Here is a 24,805-nt window from a genome sequence, read left to right as displayed (position 1 = left end):
ATGGCCGCGACGGTCTGGGGACGCGCACAAGAAGCTTGGCTGCTATCGCTTGAACGCTCCGGGTGGGTCCGCGCGCCTCACCACCCAGCCTGTACTCCGAGGTGTGGTCGCGAAGATGGGCGCGTGCCTGCAGCGGCTGGGTGGCGCCCGGCTTCGGCGTTGTTGTACCACTCGCGATTCCTGGCACACGCATGCCTCCGGGCCGCTGGGGGCAGTTTGCAATCCGGCATTGCGGACCTCCTTCTCGTTGATGGGCGTAGGTAAGCGTCAACGCATTAGTCGTCGATGAAACAGTCCAGCCGACAGAAAAAAAGGCAATACAGCGAACATGCAAAGTGCGCCTATATGCAGCCCTACATTGTCGCCCAGGCGGCCGAGCATCACCGGACGGATTAGATCGATAGAATTCGCCAGCGGCGAGAAGGCCGCAATCTGCTGAAACACTCCTGGCAATTGGCCGACTGGAAAAACCGCGCCCGAAAGGAACAGCATGGGTGTGATGACAAGCGTCTGATAGAAAATAAAATAGTGATAACTGGGCGCGAGCGCGATGACGAGCATGGCCAGGCTCGCAAAGGCGAACCCGGTGAGAGCGATGACCGGCAGCACGTAGAGAACCGACGTCCACGCGGCATAACCTAGCGCGGCGGCAACAATCGCAATTGTCGTACCGGCCAGAAAGGCCTTTGTGGCTGCCCAGGTCAATTCACCGAGAACGATGTCGCCGAGGGTAAGTTGTGTGTGCAGGATTGCTTCCCAAGTGCCCTGATCGCGCATTCGACCGAAAACCGCGTAAATTGTTTCGAAGGTTGATGCTGTCATCGCGCTCGTCGCAACCATGCCGGCTGCCAGAAAGGCGATGTAGGATGCACCTTCGATGCGGCCTACCAACAGTCCAAGGCCAGTGCCGAGCCCGAAAAGGTAAATCATCGGATCAGCAAGGGTGCCGAGCATTGAAGCAAATGCCACCTTCTTCCATGCCAGATGATTGCGGCGCCACACCGCGATCCAGTTCCAGGCGTTGGCGGGTAGAGCGGCCGCAAAACGTTCACCCATTGCTCACTTCTCCATCTCACGTCCGGTTAACCTCAAGAAAACGTCCTCCAGACTGGGTGGACGCTCTAGAATACGCAGACCCGCTCGACCGCGAAGCTGGATGCGCACATCCTCCGGCTCAGGCGCATAGCAAAAGAGCGTCTCGCCGCTTACCTCGACACGCTGAACGTACGGTCTGATCAGCGAAATCAGCTCCTGTGGATTGCCGCCGAAGATCTCGATCACGTTGCACCCAATGTACTCGTCGATCAGCGCATGAGGACTGCCCTCGGCGATCTTGCGTCCCCGCTCGAGAACACACAGCCGATCACAAAGCCGCTCAGCCTCTTCCATGAAATGGGTGGTCAAAATGATCGTTTTTCCGCTCGCCAGCAGGAAACGAAGTCGCTCCCAGATCAGATGGCGGGCATGCGGGTCGAGGCCGGTCGTGGGCTCATCCATCACAAGCAACTGGGGGTCGTTGATCAGAGCACGTGCCAGCGTCAGGCGCCGCTTCATCCCGCCGGATAGCAGGCCGACACGTGAATCCGCCTTGCTCTCAAGGCGAGCGAACTCGAGGAGCCGTGGGATGACGGCGTTGATCTCTCTTGTACTCATGCCGAAGTAGCGCCCGAACACCAACAGGTTCTCGCGTACCGTAAATTCCAGGTCGAGATTGTCGAACTGCGGGACCACGCCTATGCCCTTGCGGGCCAAGCGGCTGCGTGCCGGCACTGGTAGACCGAGGACTGTTATATCACCCGCGTCAGGCCGGGTCATACCGAGGAGCATACGCGCAATCGTGCTCTTGCCTGCGCCGTTCGGCCCCAGCAGACCGAAGCACTCTCCCGATGCAACGGTGAAGGACAGCCCGTCCACAACGAGCTTGTTTCCGAATAATTTGGTTACGCCGGTAAGGTCGATTGCTACATTGGACATGCGTCTATCTCAAGCGGAATGAGTCCGATTGGCCACCGGCAGCTTACTTGCGAATTCTGGTTCAGAGCAGGCCACCGCCTTGAGATGGCACCTTTGGAAAGTCGCGGCCGGAGCGACGCGTGTATCGCTTCCGCCAAAGAATAACGTCAAGATGCCACGTGTCGCTTCCAGATAGTTCCCGTTCTGACCATAGGTAACTCGAAAGCTTCACCCCGTGTCGACTGACACAACTTACTCGGTCACTCGGCGCTGCAAGGCCGTCAGACTTCACCAGCTGTGAGCGAAAGATCTGCAGTATGAAGTGACTCCGCAATTCCAGAATTGCCCGCAGCATTTGCTCCGGCAAGCGGCATCGCGCTTGTGATTTCCTTTGTGCTCCTGTTGGGCAGGGGAACACTTTTACGCGACAGCCAATCGCTATTGCTCAATGTACACAGGGCGTAAGCCTTCAAGGGGATCAACAGGAATATCCTGATTAACGCGTGCATTGAATAGCCGATGAATCGAAGCTGCCGAGTGCGGAAAGATAACACCGTAGATCTGATTATGGTCATCGTGACAATAGCCAGCACCGTCCACCAATTTACTGTATGTGAAAATAGTAGCTCACCGAGCGCCGTTACTACCGCGATGCCGAGCAACAATGGGCCGAGATTCTCTCCCATCACATCCAAAGTTAGATAGCGATCCAGGCCACGCAGTAGACCTCGCGCAAGCATCGTGTCCCGGAAGGTGCTTCGTGCCCAGCGGAGTTGTTGGCGCAAATAAGGTCCCATCTTGTCCGGAACGACTGTCGCCGCGACGGCACCTGGAACGTACTCGGTTCGAAAGCCTGCTTTCAGCATGAGGATCGTAAGATGACGGTCTTCACCGAAGTCGCTTGGTTTCCCCCTGAACAGCTGCGTCTCGTATTGATCCAGCAGAGAAAGGAGACAAGACCGGCGGTACATTGCACATGGGCCGCAGCAGCACATGACCGCACCAAAGCGACCTTGCGCCGCGCGCTCCTCATTGCAAGCCAGCCAGTATTCCATATCGATCAATCGGGTCAACCAAGTGTCGCTGCGGTTGTATGCCGTCAGCTGGCCCATGGCCGCTCCGACCATGGAATCCCGCATTTTTACTGCAAGCTTTGTGATGACGTCGGACGCAAGTGTCGTGTCAGAGTCGACGCTGAGCACGAAATCTCCAGATGAGCGGCGGATGGCGGCGATCTGCGCCTTGCGTTTGCCAACATTCTCGCGGAGCAGAATGAAATTGAATCTCGGGTCGCCCTCGTAGGCGTGATGTACCGGGATGACGGCATTACGATTTCCAGAACCGTCGTCAACCAGATAGACCTGAAATGTTCCGGCGTAATCTTGATTTGCAATGGAAGCTAAACACGCCGCGAGTGTGCGCGGGTCCTCATTGTAGCAGGGGATAATGACATCCACGCTCGGCCAACGGTCGGATCCGAACAAGCTTTCCGACGGCGGCGTAACATTTTCCGGTTGGGAGTAGACCGCTTGCATGCCTCTGTAAACAGTCGAGAGCACCGCATAAGACGAAACGGCAACAGTACTGGCTGTGGTGAGAAGGTCCATAGGATCTCTGTTTGTTCAGGGGTGTTGAGGAAGTGATCGGATTACAAATCCGCGGCCGTGCAATTCTGGAATTAGGCGTGACAACGCTGTCACCGTCTGGTCGCGCAGACTGGCTTGATTGCCTGGTTGCAATTCGTCGGGAGCGCACCCGTCGTGCAACAGCACGATTGCGCCCGGCCGGATATCGGCGAGCACTCTGTCGACGATGGCGTCAACGCCGGGGCGAGACCAGTCGCGTGGATCAATGGACCAATGGACGGGCGCCAATGCCGCACCCGCTGATGCAGCGATTACTTCTTCGGTCCAGATGCCATACGGTGCACGAAAGTACCGAACCATGGCCTGCGGGCAAGCCATCCCTATGACTCTGTTTGCCTCAACTATCTGGCAGTCGACTTCGACGGACCCGCATTTGGCCAGGTCCGGATGAGTCATCGTGTGGTTGGCTATACCGTGCCCGTCTGTAATAATTCGGCGAACGAGTTCCGGCTCGTCGGCCGCGTAGGCCCCAACAACGAAGAAGGTCGCCGTCACCTGATGTTGCGCCAGCACATTGAGTATCTGCGGTGTGAAAAATGAATTGGGACCATCGTCAAACGTCAGATAGACGCTGCGCTCTGCAGTGCCATCGGCATTGTCACTCTGCCCTTCGCATATGTAGTCCAGAGGCTTCATAGTTCCGGACCGTTCCGGTCGATCAGGGTACCGGACGGCCACTCGTCCATCGAGCGTCCGATCGGCGAAACCAACACGAGTACGTCTTCCAGGCGCGTGGGCGGCAGGTCGGGATGCACATCTGGACGGGTCGATCGTACGCGAACGCCCGACACAATGTTCGCGAGGCCGGCTCTGCAGAATCTTTCGACATGGTTTCGCAGCGCGTGCCGAACCGTGCCGAAAGCGAATGGAACACCCAACTGATGGAGCACTGGGTACGCCACGCGCATCGAAAAACCGATTCCGAGCCCTTCAAGATCCGGACGAACCGCGTACAGGCCCAATTCAGCGACGATCAAGTCGACCTCGCCAACTTTGATGAAGCGCCGCAGCATGCCGATGTGAGCCGCTACCCCATGCGCGTCGTAGCCGATTGCGCGGAATTCCGGCCTCGCGCCGGCCCAACTGCGGCCGCCTTCGAATGGCTCCGCGTTGAAGGCGCCAGTCCGTCCATAGGTCTTTCGAAAAAAGTCGGAGAGTTCGACATGGTCGGCCAGTTGCAGCTCATTTTCCCAGCACAACTTCCAATCGACATTCGGGCGCATGGAAGACCTCACCTTGGAGCTGTCTGGTTGAGATAAATGTCCAAGCATTGGTTAAATAATTGGCATCGCACCAACGGGGCGTAACTTGTGGAGACCGCCGAAAGACCAAGCCGTAATGCAGATGCGACTGACTTTGTGCGCCCCGCACACCAGATGATGCTCCTCGGATCCAACGCAACCATGGGAACTACCTATCTTTCCAACTTGAAGCGCCTCTATGGGACCTGCAGCAAAAACGGTAAAATCCTTTGTTTAGATGAAAGGTATCCACGCTTTGGATAACTGGGCGAATGCGTTCCATATGGCTGGTCAATTATCGTCGTCACGCTCGAGGCACTTCTGACGAAGCGCAAAGCTCACGCCCGCGGCACGCGCGGCCGTTGCCGGGCCGCGCGATTATCTCCGTAAGAGCCGAGCGGAGCTCAGACACGACGATTGATCAGAATCTGATTCGCGGGTTCAGTATCTCTTTCGTGTATCCAGCTCTGGGCTGTCCTTTGGCGGGAGTTAGGTTCGCCCAGGTTCTGAGCCTGGGGCGTCGGCCCGTTCGCCGCACAGGCTCCTTCGCACATCGTCGAGGCCGAGAAAGAGGGGGCCACACAGCTCCCCCTGTACTTTCCACCACCCGACACCAGCGCTCACCCAGGGCGCCGGCCTTGCTCACCTCAACGGATAGCGCACTCGCGCCGCTTCACGATTAAAAGAATTCTACAAGCAGATGCCTGTTTGATCGTGAGACGTCCGCTGCCAATTCCCGCATCGCAGAGGCAGCCAATAGCGCTCGCTTCACATAGTGGTCCGGCAAGCAGCTAGATACGACAGGTGACCTCAAATGAGGCGTCTTGCATGGCTTCTACACCTGCCTGAATGCCAGAACTGCGTTCGTACCGCCCATGGCGAAGGCGTTGCTCATGGCGACGCGCACCTTGCGCTCGCGCGGCACATTGGGTGTGATGTCGAGGTCGCAAGCGGGATCTGGCTCGCGATAGTTGGCGGTCGGCGGCACGACGTCCTCTTGGATTGCCATCACGCAGGCGATCATTTCAAGCGCGCTCGCTGCGCCGAGGCAATGCGCGTGCGTGGACTTGGTGGAAGAGATGGACATCAAATAAGCGTGGTTTCCAAACACACGCTTGATCGCCGCCGTTTCAGTCTGATCATTGCTTTTGGTACCGGTGCCGTGCGCGTTGAGGTAGTCGACGTCCTCGGCATTCAGCCCGGCATCGGCAAGGCAGGCGCGCATCGCCGACGCTGGCCCCTCGACAGATGGCGCGGCAATGTGGAAGGCATCGGCGGAAAGGCCGACGCCGGCGATCTCGGCAAGAATTGTGGCACCACGCCTCGTGGCATGCTCGTAGCTTTCCAGCACGGCCATGCCCGCACCCTCGCCCAGCACCAGGCCCTTCCTATCGGCGGAGAAGGGCCGGCAGGTATCGGGTGAAAGCACGCGCATTGCTTCCCATGCTTTCAGCACGCCCCATGCGAAGGGTGCGTCGCTGCCTCCGGAAACCATTACGTCGGCCCGGCCCAGCTTGATCTGGTCCACCGCCGAGGCGATCGCATGGTTGGCCGAGGCACATGCGGAGGTCACCCCGAAGACCGGCCCGCGCAAGCCGAGGCTCAAGCTAAGATGGACGGAAGCGGCGCTGGGCATCACCTTTACTCCAGTGAAGAGTTCAGCACGGATTGCGCTACCCAAAAGCAGTGAGCGGTAAGTTTGTTCTGTTGCGTATGAACCGGTAAATCCGACGCCCACTGTCGCGCCGAAGCGATGGGCATTCCCCTCGTCCCAGGAAAGTCCGGCCTGCCGCATGGCTTCGCGCGCTGCAAGCACGGCGAGCAAGCTGAAGCGGTCCATGGAGATGAGATGCCCCCGGTTGATGTCGTGCTGGGGCAGCGCCTTGATCTCAGCGCCGGTCATGCCCTCCAGGTCATGAAGCTCGGAATTGGCGATCGGGCCGATGGCGGAGCGGCCTTCGCGCATCTCTTTCCACATAGAGGCGGCGTCGGTGCCCAGTCCGCACAGGCCGCCCACTCCGGTGATAACGACGCGCCTGTCCATTCAAGCCTCCTTCGCAAGCAAGCCGCGGACGGCTTCCACGACGTCGCCGACATTCTTGAGATTGGACCAGGCATCGGCCGTGTTCATGTCGATCTTGATGCCGTAGGCCTGCTCCACATCCCAGAGGACGTCCGCCAAACCCAGCGAATCAAACCCGAGCGCGTCCAGTTCCGTGGCGATTGTTATCTCGCCGACGAATGACGCAGGCATTCCCTCACCGCTCTCCGACTCGGCGCGTTTCTTGATCAGGGCAATGACGTCCGTTGCGAATTGATCGGCCATTCTGTTTCCTGTCTTTCTTTCCCGCGTTTCGACCTGGACGCGGCTCAGTTCCTGAGGCGCGCCGCGTCGCGAAAGCCATCACGCTTGGGCAACTGACAAAGCCCAATGCTCATAAAGCCGGATCAGGTCCGGCCGGTGTGTGGCGTAGGTGCAGTATGACGATGTGAGCCGCTACACCGTGCGCGTCTCCCAGTCTGTCCATAGACTCGGAAGAAGTCGGACCCGGTCAGTTGCAACTCCCTTTCCCAGCACTCCACTGCCCGGTAGAGCGCATGAAAAATCTCCTTTCGGGCGGTTTCTGTTCTGCCCATGCAGGATTCCAGAACATTGATGAAATCGTTTGTTTCGATGAAAGGCATCCACACTTTGGATGGTTGACACGCGTTTCAAAGATCGTGAACTACATCTCGTCGTTGTGCTCGACGCACTCCCGACAGAGCGCAACCTCATGGGCGCGGCATGCAGGATTAACCGAGCCCAGCCGGTCATGAGTGCGGCCGGCCGGGTCGGGCGATAGGCAGTCATGCCCTGCCCTTCCTGCGGGTCAAGCACTCCGAAAAAACATTTCCCCCATAAATGCTAGATCTTCCGTTGCCTTTTCGCGGGCTTCTGCGTGAGGTGAGGCACGCCATCCATGGCATGTGGCACACGCACGCGATGCCAGTGCACGGTCGTTTTCTCGGCAAGGCCGTTCTCTACCTCGACCCGCACGCGCTCGCCCTGACGGACCCGGATTTCCGGGCCTGGAACGGGCCTTCGGCGCGCAATCGAGCCCGGTTCACCCGGCCCAATGGCGTCCACTTTGGGGGCGCATGCACTGCAGACCCGCTGGACCTGATCCGGGAGAGGATGGGCGCGGCGATTGGAATAGCTATGAAAGCGCATCGGACCGTGGAACTGCGCGCGCAGACTTTCGGAGGAAGGCTCGCTTTTAAACGTTATCGTGCAACTCTGACCGTTCTTCGCCTTGGCGGGTGCCGCGGAAGAATCCCGGGTTCTGCGAGCGCTGCGAGAACACCTGCGGTCGATCCTGTACCACAATCTCGCGAAGCTCGATGCTCTCTACAAACGATGTCTTGGATTCTCACGCCCTTATTTCAGCACTTCGCTCGCTTGCCCGACTCGGCCGCGGTCAGCCTTCACCGCCAATTTTATTGGCGCAGCGACGTTCCTATCGGTTCAGGCGAAGCTTCTTGAACCTGCCGCTCTCTCGTTGCCCTGGCACGATTAATCGTCCTCTCAGTCTGTCATTGGCGGAGTCGCTCCTGAGGCGCGCGCCGGCGAGTTCGAGGAGCGCGTGGCTATCTCCTCGGTCCAGCCGGATTCCGCTGCGCGCTCAGCCAATTCCTGGAAGGCCGATTCCAAGGCGAGCTGGCATTGAAGGCCGCGGTCCGGATGGTCGACTAGCTTGGTTCCACGATCGCAATGCTTGATCGCTTCATTGCAGGCCATGGGCTCTCGCCCTCTCCTTTTGCCACACGAGGCGCCAGCTCACGTGTTGTGCGCCCCGGCAACCGCTTTCACCAGCCGCTCCAGCGATCCCGCGCGCTCCAGCTCCGCAAAGAATGATGCGGCGTGACGCTACCCAGCCGGTGCTTCTCGGCCATTTGCACACATAGGGATAGTCGACCATGAAATCGGACCGAGGCGAGGCGTTGGACGTTTCAGTCTTGGTCTGAATGCGCCGCCCACGAGCCGATCGGCCTTCTCGATGATTTGGCGCACCCTCGTTGTCGACAAGCCATGTTCCTGAGCCAGGTCGGCGAAACTCTTGCCCTTCAGAAAGCCGTCGACCAGGGCTATGTTCCTATCGACGGTCGGCTAAATCCCAGCAGGCGCGCGCAGTTTTCCGGCATCATTCCGTTTGTTCATCCGCTTGTCCGCGCCCCCTGCAAATCCTACCGGGCCAAATCGGTGCTTGGAAGACCCACTCATGTCATGGCCTCGGGAAAGTACAAGGCCGACGGTTATGTGAATACGAAAGATGCTGGCGATCACCATGATCGTTGGTGACCGCTGACCTCCCCAATGTCGGCTTCGACGGCACACCGGGAGCTCTCGGCAATGTTGAATAATTCCGTTTGAAGATGGTTGACTTCGTCGTCGAGGCTCGATCCATCAGGATCGGTATCGACGATTCTATATTTGAGAAACCCAAATTCGTTTGACTCGCGCAATTCGCTGTACGGCGTATCATCGCAAGCGCGGGATTCCGACATCCTGCGAAGTGCCCGCGTTGCTGGAATCGATTTTGCGGAAGTAAAAAGGCCCCGGCGCTGGGTCGGCGCGCAGGGCCTTCAGGCATGTACGAGCTACCAGCATGTCCAGTTATGATCGTGCGCTATCATAATGAACAAACGGTGAATGATCGCTATCCGAGGTGCAGGGCGGGCGAGATGGTGGGGCGGTGGGGGACCTGTACCGCTGCAGCGGGGCCACGAGCAGCGACTCGAGCCATGCGCCACGCTGCAGGACCTCGATTTCGGGCCAAGCCTCGAGCCCGCAACTCGCCTTGCTTCTCGGAAATCATAAGGCTTTGTGGGGCGGTTAAGCAGCGCGATATGGCCGCGGCGATACGAAGTTTTCATCTTTACCCTGTTCAGACGGTCAGGCTGCCTTCGCCGCCGGCTTGGCTGCCTTGACATGGGTTATACTGCGGCGACCGTCGACGCCGATCGGAACGTCACCGTCAACCGTAGCGCGACGCACAACCCGGTGCTGGTCGCCATAGTCGTTGACCGCATAATGCTGGTTAGCACGGTTGTCCCAGATAGCGACGTCGCCTACTTGCCAGCGCCACCGCACGGTATTTTCCGGGGCAGTGACGTAGGACTGGAACACCTCGTAGAGTTTGGCGGAATCGCTCTTGGAAAGGCCGACGAGGCGCTGCACGAAATTGCCGAGCAGCAGCGACTTCTCCCCGGTTTCCGGATGGACGCGCACGACCGGATGCTCGGTCTCGTAGATCGTCGATGTGAAAACTTCCTCGAAGTGCTTCTTCTCTTCGGCTGTGGCGCGCGGGCGCACGGCTGCGTAGTCGTAGGAATTGCTATGAATAGCCCACAGATTGTCCGCCAATATTTTGAGCGGCGCCGGCAGATTCTCGTACGCGGCGTGCGTGTTGGACCAGATCGTGTCGCCCCCCGCCGCCGGAATGACGACGCCACGTAGGACCGAGAATTTCGGATAGGCATCGACGAAAGTCACATCGGTATGCCACTGGTCTGCCCTGCCACCGCCACGGCCGGAATCGAGATTGAGGATTGAGGCCGTGCCGGCTGCCGGCCCCTGCGTGGGATGAGGTACAAGGTTACCCAGACGCCGCGCGAACAATTCCTGCTCCGCATCGTCGAGATGCTCCTGGCCGCGGAAGAAGATCACCTTGTGTTTTAGAAGAAGCTGGTTGATGGCTGCTATCGCTGCGTCCGAAAGGTCTCCACCAAGGCGAACTCCTCTGATTTCAGCTCCAACACGGCTGGTCAGCGGTACAACGTCGGAGTCAGGAATTCTCTTCGTCAAGCTCGAAAGCCAAAATCCCGGCGGATCGATCAAGGATCGCATTGCGTTGTCGATGATCGTTAATGCCGAACAGCGTGGCCAGCTCGCGCCGGGCGGTACAATCATCGAAGCGACCGCTGGCAACACAGGGCTCGGCCTGGCCTGGCGGCACGAAGCGCGTGATCGCGTGTCCAAAAGCTGACAGCGTCAGACAAATGTCAGGTTCATTACAACCAACATCTGGGCACTGACGAGGTTTTTCGAAGCAATGGGCGCTAACTGCGCGCTGAGCGCGTTGGCATGGCTTTTGAGACTGAGTGACTGTGACTGCACTTAATGGGGCAAGACGAGCGATGCGCTCCTCCCTGAACCCGTGTGCCGTCTCTGAGAGGAAACCAGCTCGTGCAGAAACCTTTGGAAATAGCTTTGGACCGCAACGTGGTATTGCAGATGGAGTCCCCGGCTCCTTCGATTAGAGTCGAGAACTGGCTGCATGGCGAGCCCCTCACGAGCTTTGAGCCCGGCAAGTGTACATAGTCGAATTTTGGGCAACTTGGTGCGGCCCATGTGTGGACGGGATGCCCCATCTGATCCAGCTGCAGGGCGTCGCCAGGCGCGCCATCTGGACAGCAGGAGCTGGACTATGGGCAAGGTAACAGGCTTTCTCGAAATCGACCGGCAGGTGCACAAGTACCAGCCGGCCTCCGACCGCATCCGGCATTTCCGTGAATTCACGCTGCCGATGTCGGACAAGGAGGTCGAGAAACAGGCCGCGCGCTGCATGGATTGCGGCATTCCGTTCTGCCACGGGCCAACGGGCTGTCCCATCCACAACCAGATCCCGGACTGGAACGACCTCGTCTACAATGGCGACTGGGACAATGCGATCCGCAACCTGCATTCGACCAACAATTTCCCGGAATTCACCGGCCGCATCTGCCCCGCACCTTGCGAGGAAGCCTGCACGCTGAACCTCGAGGACATTCCCGTCGCCATCAAGACGGTCGAGCAGGCGATCGCCGACAAGGCTTACGAGACCGGCCATATCAGGCCCTATCCGCCGGAGAAGAAGACCGGCAAGCGCGTCGCCGTCATCGGCTCCGGCCCGGCCGGCATGTCGGCTGCCCAGCAGCTCGGCCGCGCCGGCCACGACGTCCATGTCTATGAGCGCGAGAGCCGGCCCGGCGGGCTGATGCGTTACGGCATTCCCGACTTCAAGATCGAGAAGCACTATATCGACCGGCGCATCGAGCAGATGCAGGGCGAGGGCGTCACCTTCCATTGCGGCGTCAATGTCGGCGTCGACAAGCCGGTTGCCGAGCTGCTCGCCGAACATGACGCGGTGCTTTATTGCGGCGGTTCCGAAACGCCGCGCGCGGCCGGCATTCCCGGCGACGATCTCGGCGGCGTGCATGACGCGATGCCCTATCTGGTGCAGCAGAACAGGCGTGTCGGCGGCGAACCGATCCAGTCGGTGGCGTGGCCGTCGCATCCGATCCTCGCCGGCGGCCAGCATGTGGTCGTCGTCGGCGGCGGCGATACCGCGTCCGACTGCGTCGGCACCGCCTTCCGCCAGGGCGCGGTCCGCGTCACCCAGCTCGACATCCGTCCGCAGCCGCCGGAAAAGGAAGACAAGCTTTCGGTCTGGCCCTACTGGGCGACCAAGATGCGCACCTCGTCCTCGCAGGCCGAAGGCGCCGAGCGCGAGTTTCAGGTGGCGACGCTCGAGTTCATCGGCGAAGACGGCCAGCTGACCGGGGTCAAATGCTGCGAGGTCGACGAAAAGCGCAAGCCGATCGCCGGCAGCGAATTCGTCATTCGTGCCGATCTCGCGTTCATCGCCATCGGCTTTGCCGGGCCAGCCGCTCGCGGGCCGGTGTCGGAACTGGCCGGCCAGATGAAGATCGCCATTGACAGCCGCCGCTCGAAGAATGTCGAGGCCAATGACCGGGACTACAGGACCAGCGTCGAAAAGCTCTATGCGGCGGGCGACGTGCGGCGCGGCCAGTCGCTGGTCGTCTGGGCGATCCGCGAGGGCCGCCAGGCGGCGCGCGCCATCGATGAGGCGCTGATGGGATCGAGCGTGCTGCCGCGCTGAGTCCGTCTCGAGACCCTACTTGTGCGGCCACCTGAAGGCGCTTTCCGCCCTTCCGCTGCCCCGGGCAGCTTACGGACTGATCGCCGTGGTCGTTTCGGTTGTGGCCCCGGCCGCAGGCTGCCGCCTTGGCGGCCAAGAAAAATCGTCGGCGCGGCCGGGCGAAGCAGCGCTGGGTTTAAGTGCTTGGGGTGACACGGCGTGATCTCCGCCGTTGGCGGGAACAGGGCAGTGCAATAGTACTGCCCTGTTCCTTTTGATCAGAGGCCAGTGCGGATTTCTTCGGCAAGCGCCCTCAACGTCGTCTCGACGTCATCGCCGTTTGCCATCTTCTGCATCGCCACGGCCCATGCGTTCATGGCTTCGCCGAAGCCGACACGCGGTGTGAAAGCCAGCGCGGCTTGATCCTGTATCTTTTTGAAGCTGTCAACGAAGTTGTTGAACTCGGGCTGCGAAGCGTACTTAGTCTAGGTATCGTCCTGCCAGGTCGACGTGCGCGGCGGATTGACGAGCTGGCCAGCAAGGGCACCCTTGAGCGCCACCTGCTTGGAGGTGGCCCACGGGATGAACAGCCAGGCCGTGCCCTTCTTTTCGGAAGCCGCGTTCATGGCGAGAGCCCAGATCCAGATGTCAGAATCCAAGCTCGTGGCGCTCGGTGCGTGCAGCGGCGGAGCGAAGGCGATCTTGCCGGATGCCGGCTTCCCCGCAACATCGTTCCAGAAGCCGAACATTTTTGAGTCGATCGTCATCGCGGTGCGGCCGGACGAGATGCCGTCCACGACCTGGTTCCAGTTATCATTGGCGAAGGAAGGAGCCGCGCACTTCTTGATCATGTCCGAATGTAGTCGTATCCAGCATCGGTAAGCTTCGGATCACTCAGGTATTTGTCCAGCAGGCGCCACTCGGAGCGAGGTCCTACGCGGGCTGAATGCCAGTGCCGAACACATCCCATGCTGGCGACTTCGTCGTCAGTTGGATCGTCATCTTGTTCCAGTAAGAATCGTCTGGGTAGAGTTCCGGCGTGACCTTGATGCCGGGTCAGCTTCTCGAACTCCGGAAAGTTGCGCAGCGAGAGCATCCGCATAGGGGTGGATGTCGTAGGCCCAAGTTATGCTGGTCCCTTCGAATTGACGCCAGTTCACGGTGTCGGCAGCGGCCGAATTAGTGAGCGATGCCGAAACGGCAAGAAACGCCAAGTCAAAAGCAAGCTGTTTGCGTAGCGACGCGCACCTGTAACGAGTACGGGGAATGAGCGACCCATGTAATCCTCCCTGGGGCATTTTGCCAATTTTTGGGTCCACTCCTCCATCCCGAGTTTGCTCATAGCCACAATAAGCGGTTTCCAACGACCTCGCTCTGAATGCACCAGGCCAACTGGGTAAAAACGGGTAACCGGCACTTAAAGGCGATGTAGTATCGCCACCAGAAATACTGCTCCGTGGTGCTGGCCTTTGCCTGGGGGCGCAACACGGCAACTACCCGCTCAAAACGGTTGGTCCTCTACCTCTTATTCACCGTCGCTTTCCTCGCGGCCTAACCCGGCCGGAATATCCGTTGCCAGAAAAAGGCCTCGCGGCCGGTTCGAGGCGCATCCCTCCTCCGAAGCAGCACGCTCAAGTATCGTCACAAGCCCCGAGCGCTTCGCGTTCGGCGATGTCCAAATTCCGACAATGTCGGATACAGTCAGATCTACTGGATTGCGTTTGAATGGTTTTCTCATTTGGCACAGTACATGCGGGTCATCCGCAAAACACGTGACCGACCAACAAGAGTTCGCATGATCACCTTACCACAACATACAGCCGCCGCGGAACAATCACTTGGCCCCTGATCGCCCGCCCCGGCACCACAACCGGAGTCATCGATGTTCTGACAGGCTGCCCAAGGATACCTGCTGCAACAGGGCTTGCCCTGGTGACGACCACTCCGGCTCCGCCGGTTACCGACGAGGGCAAAGTGACGGATTTCCTGCTTTTCAACGGCATGGAGGTGGCTGTCATTCCCGACCACCGCGCCGCTCGTCACCGATATGGTCTGGTGCAGGATCGGCAGCGCGGATGAGCCGCCGGGGATATCTGCATGTCTTCGAGCATCTGATGCTCAAGGCGCCTCATGACGAGCACGGCTCCGTCGCCTGGAGAGATTGAACCCAAAGGGAGATTCAGATGTCTGAAGCGAATCAGGAAAAGTTGGACGCATTCTTGGGGAAAATGGTCGGCGATCTCGGTGCGATCGCAACGGGCGCGGGAGTCCTGCTGGGGGACAGACTCGGCCTGTTTAAGGCATTGCGCGAAGGCGGCAAGATGACGGCCGCCGAACTTTCGACACGCACCGGCACCCAGGAACGCCTCGTAAGGGAATGGCTTTCCGGGCAGGCGGCGGCGGGTTACGTCGACTACGATGAAGCGAGCGACAAATTCTATCTCAACGCCGAGCAAGAGCTGGTGTTCGCTGATGAAGACAGCCCGGCCTTCATGGCAGGCGCATTCGAGTTCCTGTCCGCGCTGTGGCTCGATGAAGAAAAGGTGAGGCAGGCATTCCAGTCCGGCAAGGGCGTCGGGTGGCACGATCATAGCGCGTGTCTGTTTCGCGGTACGGAACGGTTCTTCCGTCCAGGCTACAATGCCAATCTGATCGACTCCTGGCTGCCGGCCTTGGAGGGCGTCGTCGAGAAGCTCGAACGCGGCGTGGACGTCGCGGATGTTGGATGCGGTCATGGTGCATCGACCGTGCTCATGGCACAGGCCTTCCCCAATTCGCGCTTCGTCGGCTTCGACTATCATGCCCCCTCGATTGAGCGCGCCCGCAAGGCGGCCGAGGTAGCCGGCGTCGGCGTTAACACGCGGTTCGACGTGGCGGCCGCCAAGAGCTATCCCGGAACGTATGACCTCGTCACATTCTTCGATTGCCTTCACGACATGGGCGACCCGACGGGCGCCGCCACCCATGTCCACGGATCGCTCAAGCCGGACGGCACGTGGATGATCGTCGAGCCGTTCGCGCATGATCATCTGGCGGCGAACCTCAATCCCGTCGGCCGCGTTTACTATGCCGCTTCCACTTTCGTGTGCACGCCCGCATCCGTGTCGCAGGAAGTCGGGCTCGCGCTTGGAGCCCAGGCCGGTGAGGCGAGGCTGCGCAAGGTTGTGACCGGCGGCGGCTTCAAGCGATTGCGTCGCGCCGCGGAGACACCGTTCAACATGGTGCTGGAGGCCCGCCCTTAGCGTGGCCGTCGCCAGAAATTGCAGCTCATCGCATTTGATTGAAGATCACCGCCAAAAATCCGGACGCATCGGGGACATTTTCAAGGCGCCTGGGTTCACGCAGAGGTCGCTGCCGAGTTGTGTGCCAAGAGTCCCATACGTTGCGGCTCAGAAAGGACCCGACGCACGGCTACGAACATGCCCATAGTGATGGCCGCTATAATCACATATGCCCACCATGGCGCGTTCACAAAGCTGGTAAGCCACGTCGCACCGAACGCGCTTACGACAAAAACGAGAGCCTCGATAAAATGACTGAGCCTGTACACATTCAGTCGTCTCATCCTCATACCACCCATCCAAAGACTGAGCTTGTTGCGCTACTGCGACAGAGCCTAACATATTGGAGAGCGCTCACTATTTCTATGCTAAACAGTCTCGCCTGAGTATATGTTTTGAGTCGCTAATTATGGAATTCTGCCAGTCTGCATTTCCCCTGATCTGATGTAGAGCAGCTTCTAAGTGGGAATTAGTCCCCCATCGACCGGATCGGGCGACACGAACATGCGCTGAAGGCTTGGCGGAACGGCTACTGGGACCATGATGCTACTCGAATGCAAGATCGTGTCAGAACGTCCCGGGAAGGCTGCAGGCAGGGGATGTCAGGTCAATCAGCCTATAGATATGATACCGCCCATTCGCTGAGACTTCACGATGGGCATAGGAGGTGGGAATTCGTGCCTTGAGATGGACGCGGCTGTCGGAGCAGGCGAGCACGGCAGCAGCGATGGCCTGAACCTTCGGGCCGCTGACAAAAACGTTCACCACCGCACGCGAGCCGAACCCGTCGAGATACGTCTCGAAAGCATCGAGGTGGGCCATCAGCCCGAAAGCCTGGATGTCGCGAACTTCGCCATCTTCGAGCCGGTGGGTTTCACGTACCTTGGCCACCTGTTGATCGAGCAAAGCATCGATATGCGCATTCTTCTCGCTTCTTGGGACGAGGAGCGAGATCCGTTCCGGACTGACGATATCGATCAATCCGTAGAATACGTCGGCATCTCCTCCGATCCCCACGAGCAGGACTTTCTCTTCGCCCATTCCTCCGCTGCCTTGAAGATGAGGGACGGTGACGTATCGGTCCAAGCCGCTGGAAAAATCCTCTTTGCCGATCGCGTTCCCGTAGATACCTTCGGCGTACCCGAATTCGAGAGACTGAATCGACATTTTCTTGAATGCCACCGCAATCAGCCATTGGATGTAGATTCGCGGCATCGTCGAGCACTCGACGAAAACCTTCCGCAGGCTTCCTTCGTATGAGCCACATGAAGCGGCCATCTGAGTGAGCAGGTGATCGAGGAGATTGATGTTCTTCTGATACTCGATGGAAGGCTCGAGGGTGATCGCAGTCACTTCGACGCCCCATCGGGTACCCATAGCGATGAGCTTTCGCCGGTTTTCTTCGACGGCTGGGACGTTCGCTTCCTTCAGAGCAAAGTCCAGAACCACGATTTTGCCGACCTTCAGGTCAAGATGGTTTTCGAACGCGGCGAAACGCGTTTCCCATCCAAGCGCGACGATCGCGATATCTGCCTCCATCGTTTCGCAGGTACCTGCATCTCTCGCCTTCTCAGTGACGGCCAGATGGCCGAAGACTCGATACTCGACAGTTGAAGCGGTCATTCGAGATCGCTCTCGAAAAGCGAGTGCTGGAATTCGGTCTTGAGTGCGGGCCGCGCGACGAGCTCCTTAAACACCGAGTCGGCCCAGTCTTCTGGGAGCCGATGCCTGGTAAAAAGCAGGTCGACCATCTGCGCCGCAGGGATTGTGTTGATTTCGTACGGGCCGCGATAGGAGAACCCGAAGTAAGGTGCAAATCGCCGATGCAATCTGATCAGCATCTCCTTCGATGCGGGGTCGGCGCGGTCCACCTCAAAGTTGCCGGCGGCGGAGACCTCCCGGATAAACCCATCCCTTTCCGCCCGACGCAGGACCTCGTCCAGTTTTCCGCTGGGTTGCTCCAGTCGGTTCACCAGCGAGCGCATTTCCTTTAGATCAACCCTGAAAATGCCTCTCTCTGTCGTTCCTAGAGCATTTTCTTCGGCAAACTCTGTCTGGAGGCGAGCGGTCAGGTAACCCAACGCCCGCACCATGCGCACGCTCTCTTCTTCGTACGGATGTGAAAGCGCCTGAAGTCCATCAAGCTTCCGTTGAGAGGCGGCGTTCACAGCCTGTCTCTGCTGTTCGAGATGAATCTGTAAATCCGAGTTGATGAATTCCACCAGTTTTCGTGGATCACTGGAACTCGGAACACTGCGGCGGAAGATCTCTCCCATTATATCAAGGAAATCGCGTATACAGACGTCGCTCAATGATGTGATGATCTGGTGCCCTACGTACGGGTAGTCATGCAGACGCAGCATCTGGCACGCTTTCAGAAAAGCCCATCCCTGTTTCCGGGCGATCGACCTCTTCAGATTTGAAGCATCCGCCTTGCTCATGGGCCGGCGCTTGATTTCCGGGTTCATGAGCGCGAGCGCCAGCCCTTCGGCATAAGGGCGCGCTTTTCGATCAAGAAGGAATTGCTGCTGATCCGCCGTCCTCAAATTCACGGAGAGGAATTCACGTGCTGCATCAGCGAGTGCCACAAGCTCTTCTCTGCCCTCGGAATGACCCGATATGATAACCCGCTCGATGATGTCATTGACGGAAAGCCGCCCCAGCCGGTTTTTGAGCGAAAACGCGCTGAGCGCATCGTTGCGCTTGAGATCACTCCGCAGATGGTCAGGAAGCGCATAGTAGAGCCGAAGCGACGACACGTTCTCGCACAGCGTGGCGAACTCCCTCGGATCGACTGAATCAAGATTCTCGACGTCCCGGTCAGCATTCGAGAGCGACTGGCCGGGTATGATCGTCCGGATCGTGTCGTAAAGGCCGCCGATGTAGGCGAGGACCCATTTCACATTGCCGCGCGTCTTCCTCACCAAGGTGTTCAGGAACTGCTGTTGGAGCGGTGTCAGTGCCTCACAGTCGTCAATCAGGATCTTGAAGAAGGGCGCCCTGTCACCGGCGAAAGATGGGCCATTTAAAAGTGGGGTGATCGCGGTCGCGACCTTGTTAATGATCGCGCCAGGGTCTGTCGCTCTGAAGCCGGTCGCTCCCTCATCGGCGGCAAAGAAGAACGCGTTGAAGCATTCGTCGACGTACCGGGTTATCCCACCCCGCAGCTCATCTATGCTGAAGAAGTCGAGACGGGCAGGTTGGGGTATGAAGTGCAGCACTTCGCGATGCAGTGCCAAGGCGACGTCCCTATCTTCAGAGGCCCGGTATTTCAAGTGGCTGTCGCGTCTGAGCTGGCTGATGCTCTCGAGCAGGCGTTCGACTATCTTCAGCTCCAGATAGTGAGAGAAGATTACGAATTGCCGCGGGATCACGGCGGCCGTGTCGAAGCGTATCCGCTCCGGAATGAGGTTCAGAACCGCGTTGTCGATTAGGGGCGAAAATGTCTCATTGAGCTGGAAGAAGACGCCATACCAGCCGAGCTTGCCGACTTGGTCCGCGAGACTTTTGTCTTCGAGGATATGAACTGTGGAAAGCGAGCGAAGAATACTGGTCTTGCCGCTGCCTCTCGTCCCTGCGACGAAGACCGGCTTGGCGGCGGCAGAAATCAAGGCCGACTTCTGACTGAACCACAGTATCGGGCGACTTTCGTACTCGATCCTGTTGGGGCCGAACGGATTCTCCATCTCTATTCGTCCCTTACCTTAATGCGCCAAGCCGAGTTTGCCTTCGTGAGGCCGTCTATCTCGACGAAGCGCGCCGCTTGGAGCATCAGAAGAGAGTCTTCCAAATCTAGCCCGAGCTCGGCGGAGGCGGCAATCTCAGTGATCTCGTCCCAGAAGAGTAACCCATTCCCGCGCCTGGTGGCATGGTCGCGCAGTCGGCGCATCAGGTCAAACGTGTCGTTGTTCAGAAAGGCCTTGCCGTTGGACATAGTCGAGATGAAGCAATGTTCGCCTTCCATGACCGTCCCGTCGGCGACATTGGTGCGGTAGGGTATAAGTCGGATGCCGACGAGCTCTCCCTGATCGGTCGTGAAGAAGACGAGCTCATTGAAACCTGACTGTATCTCTGGTGCTGAGATGCAGATCAATTTGCCGTCCGGAAACCTTGGATCGTTGACGATCTCGACCGGATCGGCATGTATGTGTCCATGCAGGTAGACGATAGGCTTGTTGCCCTGCAGCAGCTGAGTTCTGACAAATCCGCTGTTGAGCATCTCCGCGTATGGCGTAATGCGCGGAGTCTTTTGTGGCAGCAGATTGTGATGGCCGATCATGATGCCGTAACGCATGTCGGGCTGCTGGAGCAATTCCTGTAGGCCTGCAAGCATCTCACGCGAGATGTATGGCGTGTCCATCTGACCGTAATACTCGTCGTCGGACGCCTCCTTGTCTGGATCGCTGGGAGGTGTCGCGGGCGAATGTCCCGAGGTGTCCGGCGAGCCGAGATCTACAGGTTCTGTAGAAGGACCGAGTGCCTCGAGACGATCACGAAGGAACGCGGGAAGGTTCTGAAGCTCCCAACTGCCTATCGCTGTGTTGACGAGGATGAAGTTTGCGCCTGCGGATCCTGTCGGAAGTCTGAAGTGCACGGGTTGGTCCACGGGAACGGTCTGCCAACCCAAGCGGGCGGCTAAACTCGCCATTTCGCTGAATTTCTCAGTCGGTCCAAGTTCGCGCGCGTCATCACGGTTCACATCGTGATTTCCCGGTACGAATATCAACGGAAGCGCCTTTGAACTGCGCCCCTGTGCGCGGCAGAGCAACGTGAAATGCTGGAATGCCGAAGCAATGAAAGTCTTGTCGCCACGGCTCGTGAAATCCCCCATGAAGGCGATCGAATCCAAGGGCTTCGAAGTCGTCAGCCGCCGAAGCTTCGTCAAGACGGCACGCAGCGAAGACGCGCGTAGCTTCTGCGTTATTTTCGGAGCGAACTTGCTATCCTTGGCATCGATGTTGCTAGAGGAAGGATGCCAATCCGGATAGTGAATATCGCCTACTTGAAGGATTCGCACCCGTCGCATAACTCGCCCCCCCGCCGAGAGCCATAGACTAATCCGTTCGCTTTTGCCAAGCGCGAAACGATCATCCGACCGCATCGCCTGGAAAGCGCGTTTATCTTTTTGTTGGTAATGGAGAGGCACGACGCAATTGTGCCCCCGGTTGCTTGTCTGCCCACCAAATGGGCACTCAATCTGGGCGCATGGCTTATGATTTCTCGAGTTTGTCCCATAACGAGTTTGAGGATTTGGCCCGCGACCTCGTAGGTCGCGAGATCGACAAGCGTTTCGAGGCCTTTCCCGAGGGACCGGACGACGCGATGGATGGTCGACATGCCCTTGCCGGCGGCGACATTGTGCAGGCGAAGCACTACCAGCGGTCAGGCTTCTCGGCGCTGAAATCCAAGATGAAGAGCGAGCGCACAGCCATTGATGGCTTGGCGCCCTCGCGATACTTCCTCGTCACGTCGGCTTCGCCCGCGGCAGGCGGACACCGGCATGCGCAGCAGGATGAAGCCAGTGAGGGCCAGTAATACACGACAATAGTCATTAGGCTAGAGTACAGTCGCCTTGGGAGGCTGTTCGAATTCAATCCGGCGCTTTTCGGCATCCTTTTTTCGTTTGGTGGTGTCGATACGATATTGGTCAATTCCATCAAGATCGCTCTTCATATCGTTTGGTGTTGGAACTGGAATGGCCTTGGCGGACGCCATGTCATGTCCAGAACGCTCCGAAACTCGCTTCATGGCCCAATAGATTCGCTTGTGGTCTTCGTCCTCGACCACCACACCCTTCAGGCTCTGTGTCTTGACATCGCTGTTAAATCGCTCGACGACTTTACCGAGCAGGATTTCTTCAACGAGCCTCTCCCAGGTTTCCCGAAGATCGCTGTAGAAATCCTTCGCTGACCTTCGCCAAGCATCGGTGGTGAAATCAGTGGCGCCGTCGAAGCTCTTCAGGCGCGTCTTGAGAGTCTCGATGCGCTTCGTGACAGACTGTGCGATCCACGGCTCGTCAGTTTCGCTAATCAAGCCAAAACCGGCAGATTCGGACTTGTTGATGTAGTTTCGAACAAGGGGAATCGGCGGATTGGCCTGCGCAGCTGCGTCAACCACCTCGTTGAAGAACAGAAGATTATGGGTGAAAATAATAATCTGACGTCCTGTGGCCGCTTCTTTTACGAGCCTTGCCGCGACCCGCCTGATCCGAACATGGTCGAGAGATGACACGGGGTCGTCGATGATCATGCCTTGACGCGATGTGTCTCCTCCGACCTCGGCTAAGAAACAGGCCAGGGCAAGCGCGCGCTGCTCTCCTTCGCTTAAGACCTTGCTGTTTGAGATCGCTTTTGCCGCGTTGAGCCCGACCTCGAAATAGCTCTGCCCATCTTGACTACGATCATTAACTGCGAACGGGATGTGCGTTAACGCCAGAGTCTCAATCTCGGCGACGACGCGCTTTTCGAGATCCTGCATGACGAGGCTTCGTCGAAGCGACGTCATCTGCCGTGACACCGAGCCTGTTTCGACAGCATCGCAGCATGAGAGAAGCTTGCGCCGCTCTTCGAGATTCGCCAAGCGCGCGAGAACGATGGTGAGATCGTCGCCCAGTTTTTTCCGATCCTTGAGTGTATCGCGACGAGCTCGATCGGTAGCGCGGTTCCCGTCGTCGGCCGCTGCCTTGTCGTCCGTCAGCGCTTCGGCCTCTAGCGCCTCCGCCTCCGTTCGGAGTTTCGATGCAACTGGCGCCGCAAGTTGCGGGAACGCAGCGTACTCGGACAGCGCAGCCGCAACGACAATTGCATCACGCCTTTTACCTGCCTCGACATAATATGCCGAGATCAGGGCCACCATCGCCTTGCGTGCGGCGGACAGATCGCCAAACTCTCCGAGAGCCGCCTCAACCGCCTCCCCGGTCGCAATGGTGAGTCCTTTGATTTGGCGCAGGGCCTCTTCATGGGCAATAGATGCGACTTGCGCCGCCTTATTTGCGGCGCCCGTTACGAAGTCATTGAAGGATTGGATCCGCCCCGCGGCGTCCGCCGTCATCGGCTCCTGGCAGAGCATGCAACGATCGCCTTCCTGATCTGGCAAGTGCTGATGATCGATGCCAGTGACGCTCGCTAAATAGGCTCGTGCATGGTCGAACATATACCGCCAGGGAGAAAGCCCAACGCCGCTCAACGGCATAGTCGCGAACGCTCCTGAGGCGGCAAGTTGTGCAGCCTGCGCTGTAGAATCGGCTGTTGCATATAGATTGCGATAAATCTCGAGGGCCGCCGCTGAGAGAGCCGCGTCGATCTGTTCAGATGCAGTCAGCAGTTTTTCCAAGGCCGCCTTGGCACGCCGACGCTTTGTCGCCATCGTTGAAGGGTCGCTTGCCAGAGCCTGTTCGAGGCCAGCGAGATCAGCCATGTCCTGCTCTGAGAGGGCAGCGAGGTTTTTGATTTCGGCTGCGGAAGGCATCACGTCCTTTGACTTGATTTCGAGACGAGCCAGCAGCTTTACGACCGCGCCGGCAGCTGTGTACCCACTCGGCAATGGTGTCTTTAGGTTCTTTTCGATCGCTTTGATTTCTTCCCGGAAGTCGGCTTCGAGCTCGGTGCGGTGACGTCCATGGCTTTCGAGAAGCGCGATGGCTGCGGGCAGAAAACCGATACGGTTTTGCTTATCGACGTAGAGGCGAGCGTTCGCGGAGTCGAAAACGGAGATCCGTGCAATTGACGCGGGGGGCAGCGTTCCGTCCTTCCAGGTTATGGGGGTCGGTTCCGTAGCACCCTCTTCGAGAAACCGGACAAGCACTTCGGCTGGCGGTTTGGTGCCGATCTCGAACACGTTGCCAAGAAGATCATCCGCCGTCAGACTACGGCAAAGCTTCTTCGCGATCCGGCAATAGCCGCTCTTTCCGCTTCCATTGTCGCCGTAGATAATGGTGATGCCATCGGTGGCGAAACGCAGTTGCTGCTCTTCGGCGAGGCGGTTCAAATGCTTGACGGGGCCGAGTGAGCAAAGCACCGCGCGCGGCTCGTTCGAACTGTTGGCCCTCAAATGCTCCGCCGAGAGCGGAGAGCATTCGGGCAGATCAGCGGTAAATCCACCGACGTGGCGGACCCGAGCTGTTACACCGGCCTTATCCTCCTGCTCGAGGTTGAAGCCCGGCCGCGCGGCGTGTCTTCTTAAGGCATCCCTAATCCAGTCGGGCTGCTTATCCGCCCATTCCAAAAGTCCAACCTCGGCCATTCCTGCCCCCCGAATCTTACCATCATTATACTTATTGATTAGTCCAGATTCGATGAATTCGCTTGTCTGGACAAATTTTCCTCGCGATCGCACATAGAGTGCTGGAGATGTACCCAATAAATGACCTCCCCCCGCGCCGCTAGGTCAGCAAACAAATGCTTCAGCGATCAAACGTCTCCACAACGACATCAGCAATCAAAGGCATTGGACCGCGCGCACGAATTTAGGTAGCCGGCAACGCGTACGAGGAGATAGAGCTGGAAGTGCGTGCCTTTCGATAGTCTATGGGCGGAATTCGACCGCCTCACCGATAGGCCGATCGAGGTTCGCCGTCACTGTCGGGCTGGGTCCGAGTCCGCGATAGGCGCCACGACAGCGCTCGCGATAGGCGCGCAACGCTTGGTCCATGGCGCCCGGACCGCCACACATTTGCGGATGACGTCCTGCCCGTCTTGGGTTTCAGCAGCGTGCGCCGGCGCTCCGATTTCCGCGACTTTTGGATCCCCTCCAATCGTGACGACCGATTATCGCCTGTCTCCATT

Annotated in this window: 17 protein-coding genes and 5 pseudogenes; 8 read left to right on the top strand and 14 right to left on the bottom strand. The window is 58.5% G+C overall.

Going from position 1 to position 24,805, the window contains the following annotated elements; all coding sequences use genetic code 11:
- Positions 1-267: 267 nt before the first annotated feature.
- The 7 genes from EJ069_RS26645 to EJ069_RS26615 form a co-directional block, all read right to left on the bottom strand.
- Positions 268-1,056, bottom strand: a complete 789-nt coding sequence (locus EJ069_RS26645) for an ABC transporter permease (RefSeq protein WP_029356621.1) — start codon at positions 1,054-1,056, stop codon at positions 268-270.
- A gap of 3 nt (positions 1,057-1,059) precedes the next feature.
- Positions 1,060-1,974, bottom strand: coding sequence for a nodulation factor ABC transporter ATP-binding protein NodI (gene nodI, locus EJ069_RS26640; RefSeq protein WP_024505873.1), 915 nt, complete (start codon positions 1,972-1,974; stop codon positions 1,060-1,062).
- Positions 1,975-2,234: 260 nt separating this feature from the next.
- The gene (nodC, locus tag EJ069_RS26635) at positions 2,235-3,560 is read right to left on the bottom strand and encodes a chitooligosaccharide synthase NodC (RefSeq protein ID WP_032899868.1); all 1,326 of its coding nucleotides are present in this window, start codon (positions 3,558-3,560) and stop codon (positions 2,235-2,237) included.
- 15 nt (positions 3,561-3,575) lie between these two features.
- Positions 3,576-4,235, bottom strand: coding sequence for a chitooligosaccharide deacetylase NodB (gene nodB / locus EJ069_RS26630; protein ID WP_126057632.1), 660 nt, complete (start codon positions 4,233-4,235; stop codon positions 3,576-3,578).
- On the bottom strand, positions 4,232-4,822 hold the full coding sequence (locus tag EJ069_RS26625) for a NodA family N-acyltransferase (protein ID WP_024505875.1): 591 nt from the start codon (positions 4,820-4,822) through the stop codon (positions 4,232-4,234). Before EJ069_RS26625 ends, nodB begins: the two co-directional genes overlap by 4 nt.
- A gap of 853 nt (positions 4,823-5,675) precedes the next feature.
- Positions 5,676-6,884, bottom strand: coding sequence for a beta-ketoacyl-[acyl-carrier-protein] synthase family protein (locus EJ069_RS26620; protein ID WP_126057631.1), 1,209 nt, complete (start codon positions 6,882-6,884; stop codon positions 5,676-5,678).
- Positions 6,885-7,166 (bottom strand): acyl carrier protein, encoded by a 282-nt coding sequence (locus EJ069_RS26615; RefSeq protein ID WP_029356603.1) that lies wholly within the window; start codon positions 7,164-7,166, stop codon positions 6,885-6,887.
- A 370-nt stretch (positions 7,167-7,536) separates the two neighbouring features.
- Here EJ069_RS26615 and EJ069_RS33440 point away from each other — a divergent pair.
- Positions 7,537-7,665: pseudogene (locus EJ069_RS33440) on the top strand (LysR family transcriptional regulator); the annotation flags it as partial.
- A gap of 104 nt (positions 7,666-7,769) precedes the next feature.
- On the opposite strand, the pseudogene EJ069_RS26610 reads toward EJ069_RS33440, so the two are convergent.
- Positions 7,770-7,916 (bottom strand): annotated as a pseudogene (locus EJ069_RS26610) (multicopper oxidase domain-containing protein); the annotation flags it as partial.
- 993 nt (positions 7,917-8,909) lie between these two features.
- Here EJ069_RS26610 and EJ069_RS32885 point away from each other — a divergent pair.
- On the top strand, positions 8,910-9,179 hold the full coding sequence (locus tag EJ069_RS32885; RefSeq protein ID WP_024504272.1) for a hypothetical protein: 270 nt from the start codon (positions 8,910-8,912) through the stop codon (positions 9,177-9,179).
- Between the two features lie 594 nt (positions 9,180-9,773).
- Here EJ069_RS32885 and EJ069_RS26600 read toward each other — a convergent pair.
- Positions 9,774-10,727 carry a TauD/TfdA family dioxygenase gene (locus tag EJ069_RS26600; RefSeq protein ID WP_126063812.1) on the bottom strand — a complete coding sequence of 318 codons (954 nt, stop codon included), beginning with the start codon at positions 10,725-10,727 and terminating at the stop codon, positions 9,774-9,776.
- On the opposite strand from EJ069_RS26600, the pseudogene EJ069_RS33435 reads away from it, so the two are divergent.
- From EJ069_RS33435 to EJ069_RS26585, 3 genes and pseudogenes are all read left to right on the top strand, one after another.
- Positions 10,642-10,827: pseudogene (locus EJ069_RS33435) on the top strand (pyridoxal-phosphate dependent enzyme); the annotation flags it as partial. The gene EJ069_RS26600 and the pseudogene EJ069_RS33435 overlap by 86 nt on opposite strands.
- Positions 10,828-11,102: 275 nt before the next feature.
- Positions 11,103-11,266, top strand: a pseudogene (locus tag EJ069_RS26590) (thioredoxin domain-containing protein); the annotation flags it as partial.
- Positions 11,267-11,307: 41 nt separating this feature from the next.
- Positions 11,308-12,762 carry a glutamate synthase subunit beta gene (locus tag EJ069_RS26585; protein WP_024504270.1) on the top strand — a complete coding sequence of 485 codons (1,455 nt, stop codon included), beginning with the start codon at positions 11,308-11,310 and terminating at the stop codon, positions 12,760-12,762.
- A gap of 464 nt (positions 12,763-13,226) precedes the next feature.
- Here EJ069_RS26585 and EJ069_RS33430 read toward each other — a convergent pair whose 3' ends face one another.
- The gene (locus tag EJ069_RS33430) at positions 13,227-13,592 is read right to left on the bottom strand and encodes an extracellular solute-binding protein (RefSeq protein WP_245454714.1); all 366 of its coding nucleotides are present in this window, start codon (positions 13,590-13,592) and stop codon (positions 13,227-13,229) included.
- Positions 13,593-14,646: 1,054 nt separating this feature from the next.
- On the opposite strand from EJ069_RS33430, the pseudogene EJ069_RS26575 reads away from it, so the two are divergent.
- Positions 14,647-14,867, top strand: a pseudogene (locus tag EJ069_RS26575) (insulinase family protein); the annotation flags it as partial.
- 57 nt (positions 14,868-14,924) lie between these two features.
- Positions 14,925-15,983, top strand: a complete 1,059-nt coding sequence (locus tag EJ069_RS26570) for a class I SAM-dependent methyltransferase (RefSeq protein WP_024504268.1) — start codon at positions 14,925-14,927, stop codon at positions 15,981-15,983.
- 606 nt (positions 15,984-16,589) lie between these two features.
- Here the strand turns inward: EJ069_RS26570 and EJ069_RS26565 are convergent.
- Genes EJ069_RS26565 through EJ069_RS26555 form a run of 3 tightly spaced genes read right to left on the bottom strand, consistent with a single transcriptional unit; the run spans position 16,590 to position 21,168 of the window.
- The gene (locus EJ069_RS26565) at positions 16,590-17,645 is read right to left on the bottom strand and encodes a hypothetical protein (RefSeq protein ID WP_126057630.1); all 1,056 of its coding nucleotides are present in this window, start codon (positions 17,643-17,645) and stop codon (positions 16,590-16,592) included.
- A complete protein-coding gene (locus EJ069_RS26560; RefSeq protein ID WP_126057629.1) occupies positions 17,642-19,708 on the bottom strand; it encodes a hypothetical protein in 2,067 nt (688 codons plus the stop codon). The genes EJ069_RS26565 and EJ069_RS26560 overlap by 4 nt, the downstream gene beginning before the upstream one ends.
- 2 nt (positions 19,709-19,710) lie before the next feature.
- The gene (locus tag EJ069_RS26555) at positions 19,711-21,168 is read right to left on the bottom strand and encodes a metallophosphoesterase (protein ID WP_126057628.1); all 1,458 of its coding nucleotides are present in this window, start codon (positions 21,166-21,168) and stop codon (positions 19,711-19,713) included.
- Positions 21,169-21,227: 59 nt separating this feature from the next.
- On the opposite strand from EJ069_RS26555, the gene EJ069_RS26550 reads away from it, so the two are divergent.
- Positions 21,228-21,557, top strand: a complete 330-nt coding sequence (locus EJ069_RS26550) for a hypothetical protein (protein ID WP_186815491.1) — start codon at positions 21,228-21,230, stop codon at positions 21,555-21,557.
- Between the two features lie 21 nt (positions 21,558-21,578).
- On the opposite strand, the gene EJ069_RS26545 is transcribed toward EJ069_RS26550, so the two are convergent.
- Complete coding sequence (locus tag EJ069_RS26545) at positions 21,579-24,263, bottom strand: AAA family ATPase (RefSeq protein WP_126063811.1); 2,685 nt, start codon at positions 24,261-24,263, stop codon at positions 21,579-21,581.
- Positions 24,264-24,805: the final 542 nt, after the last annotated feature.

It is taken from the genome of Mesorhizobium sp. M2A.F.Ca.ET.043.05.1.1 (assembly GCF_003952445.1).
Classification (GTDB): domain Bacteria; phylum Pseudomonadota; class Alphaproteobacteria; order Rhizobiales; family Rhizobiaceae; genus Mesorhizobium.
Note: the sequence above shows the minus strand (reverse complement) of the source record. Positions and strands in the feature narration are given on the sequence as shown.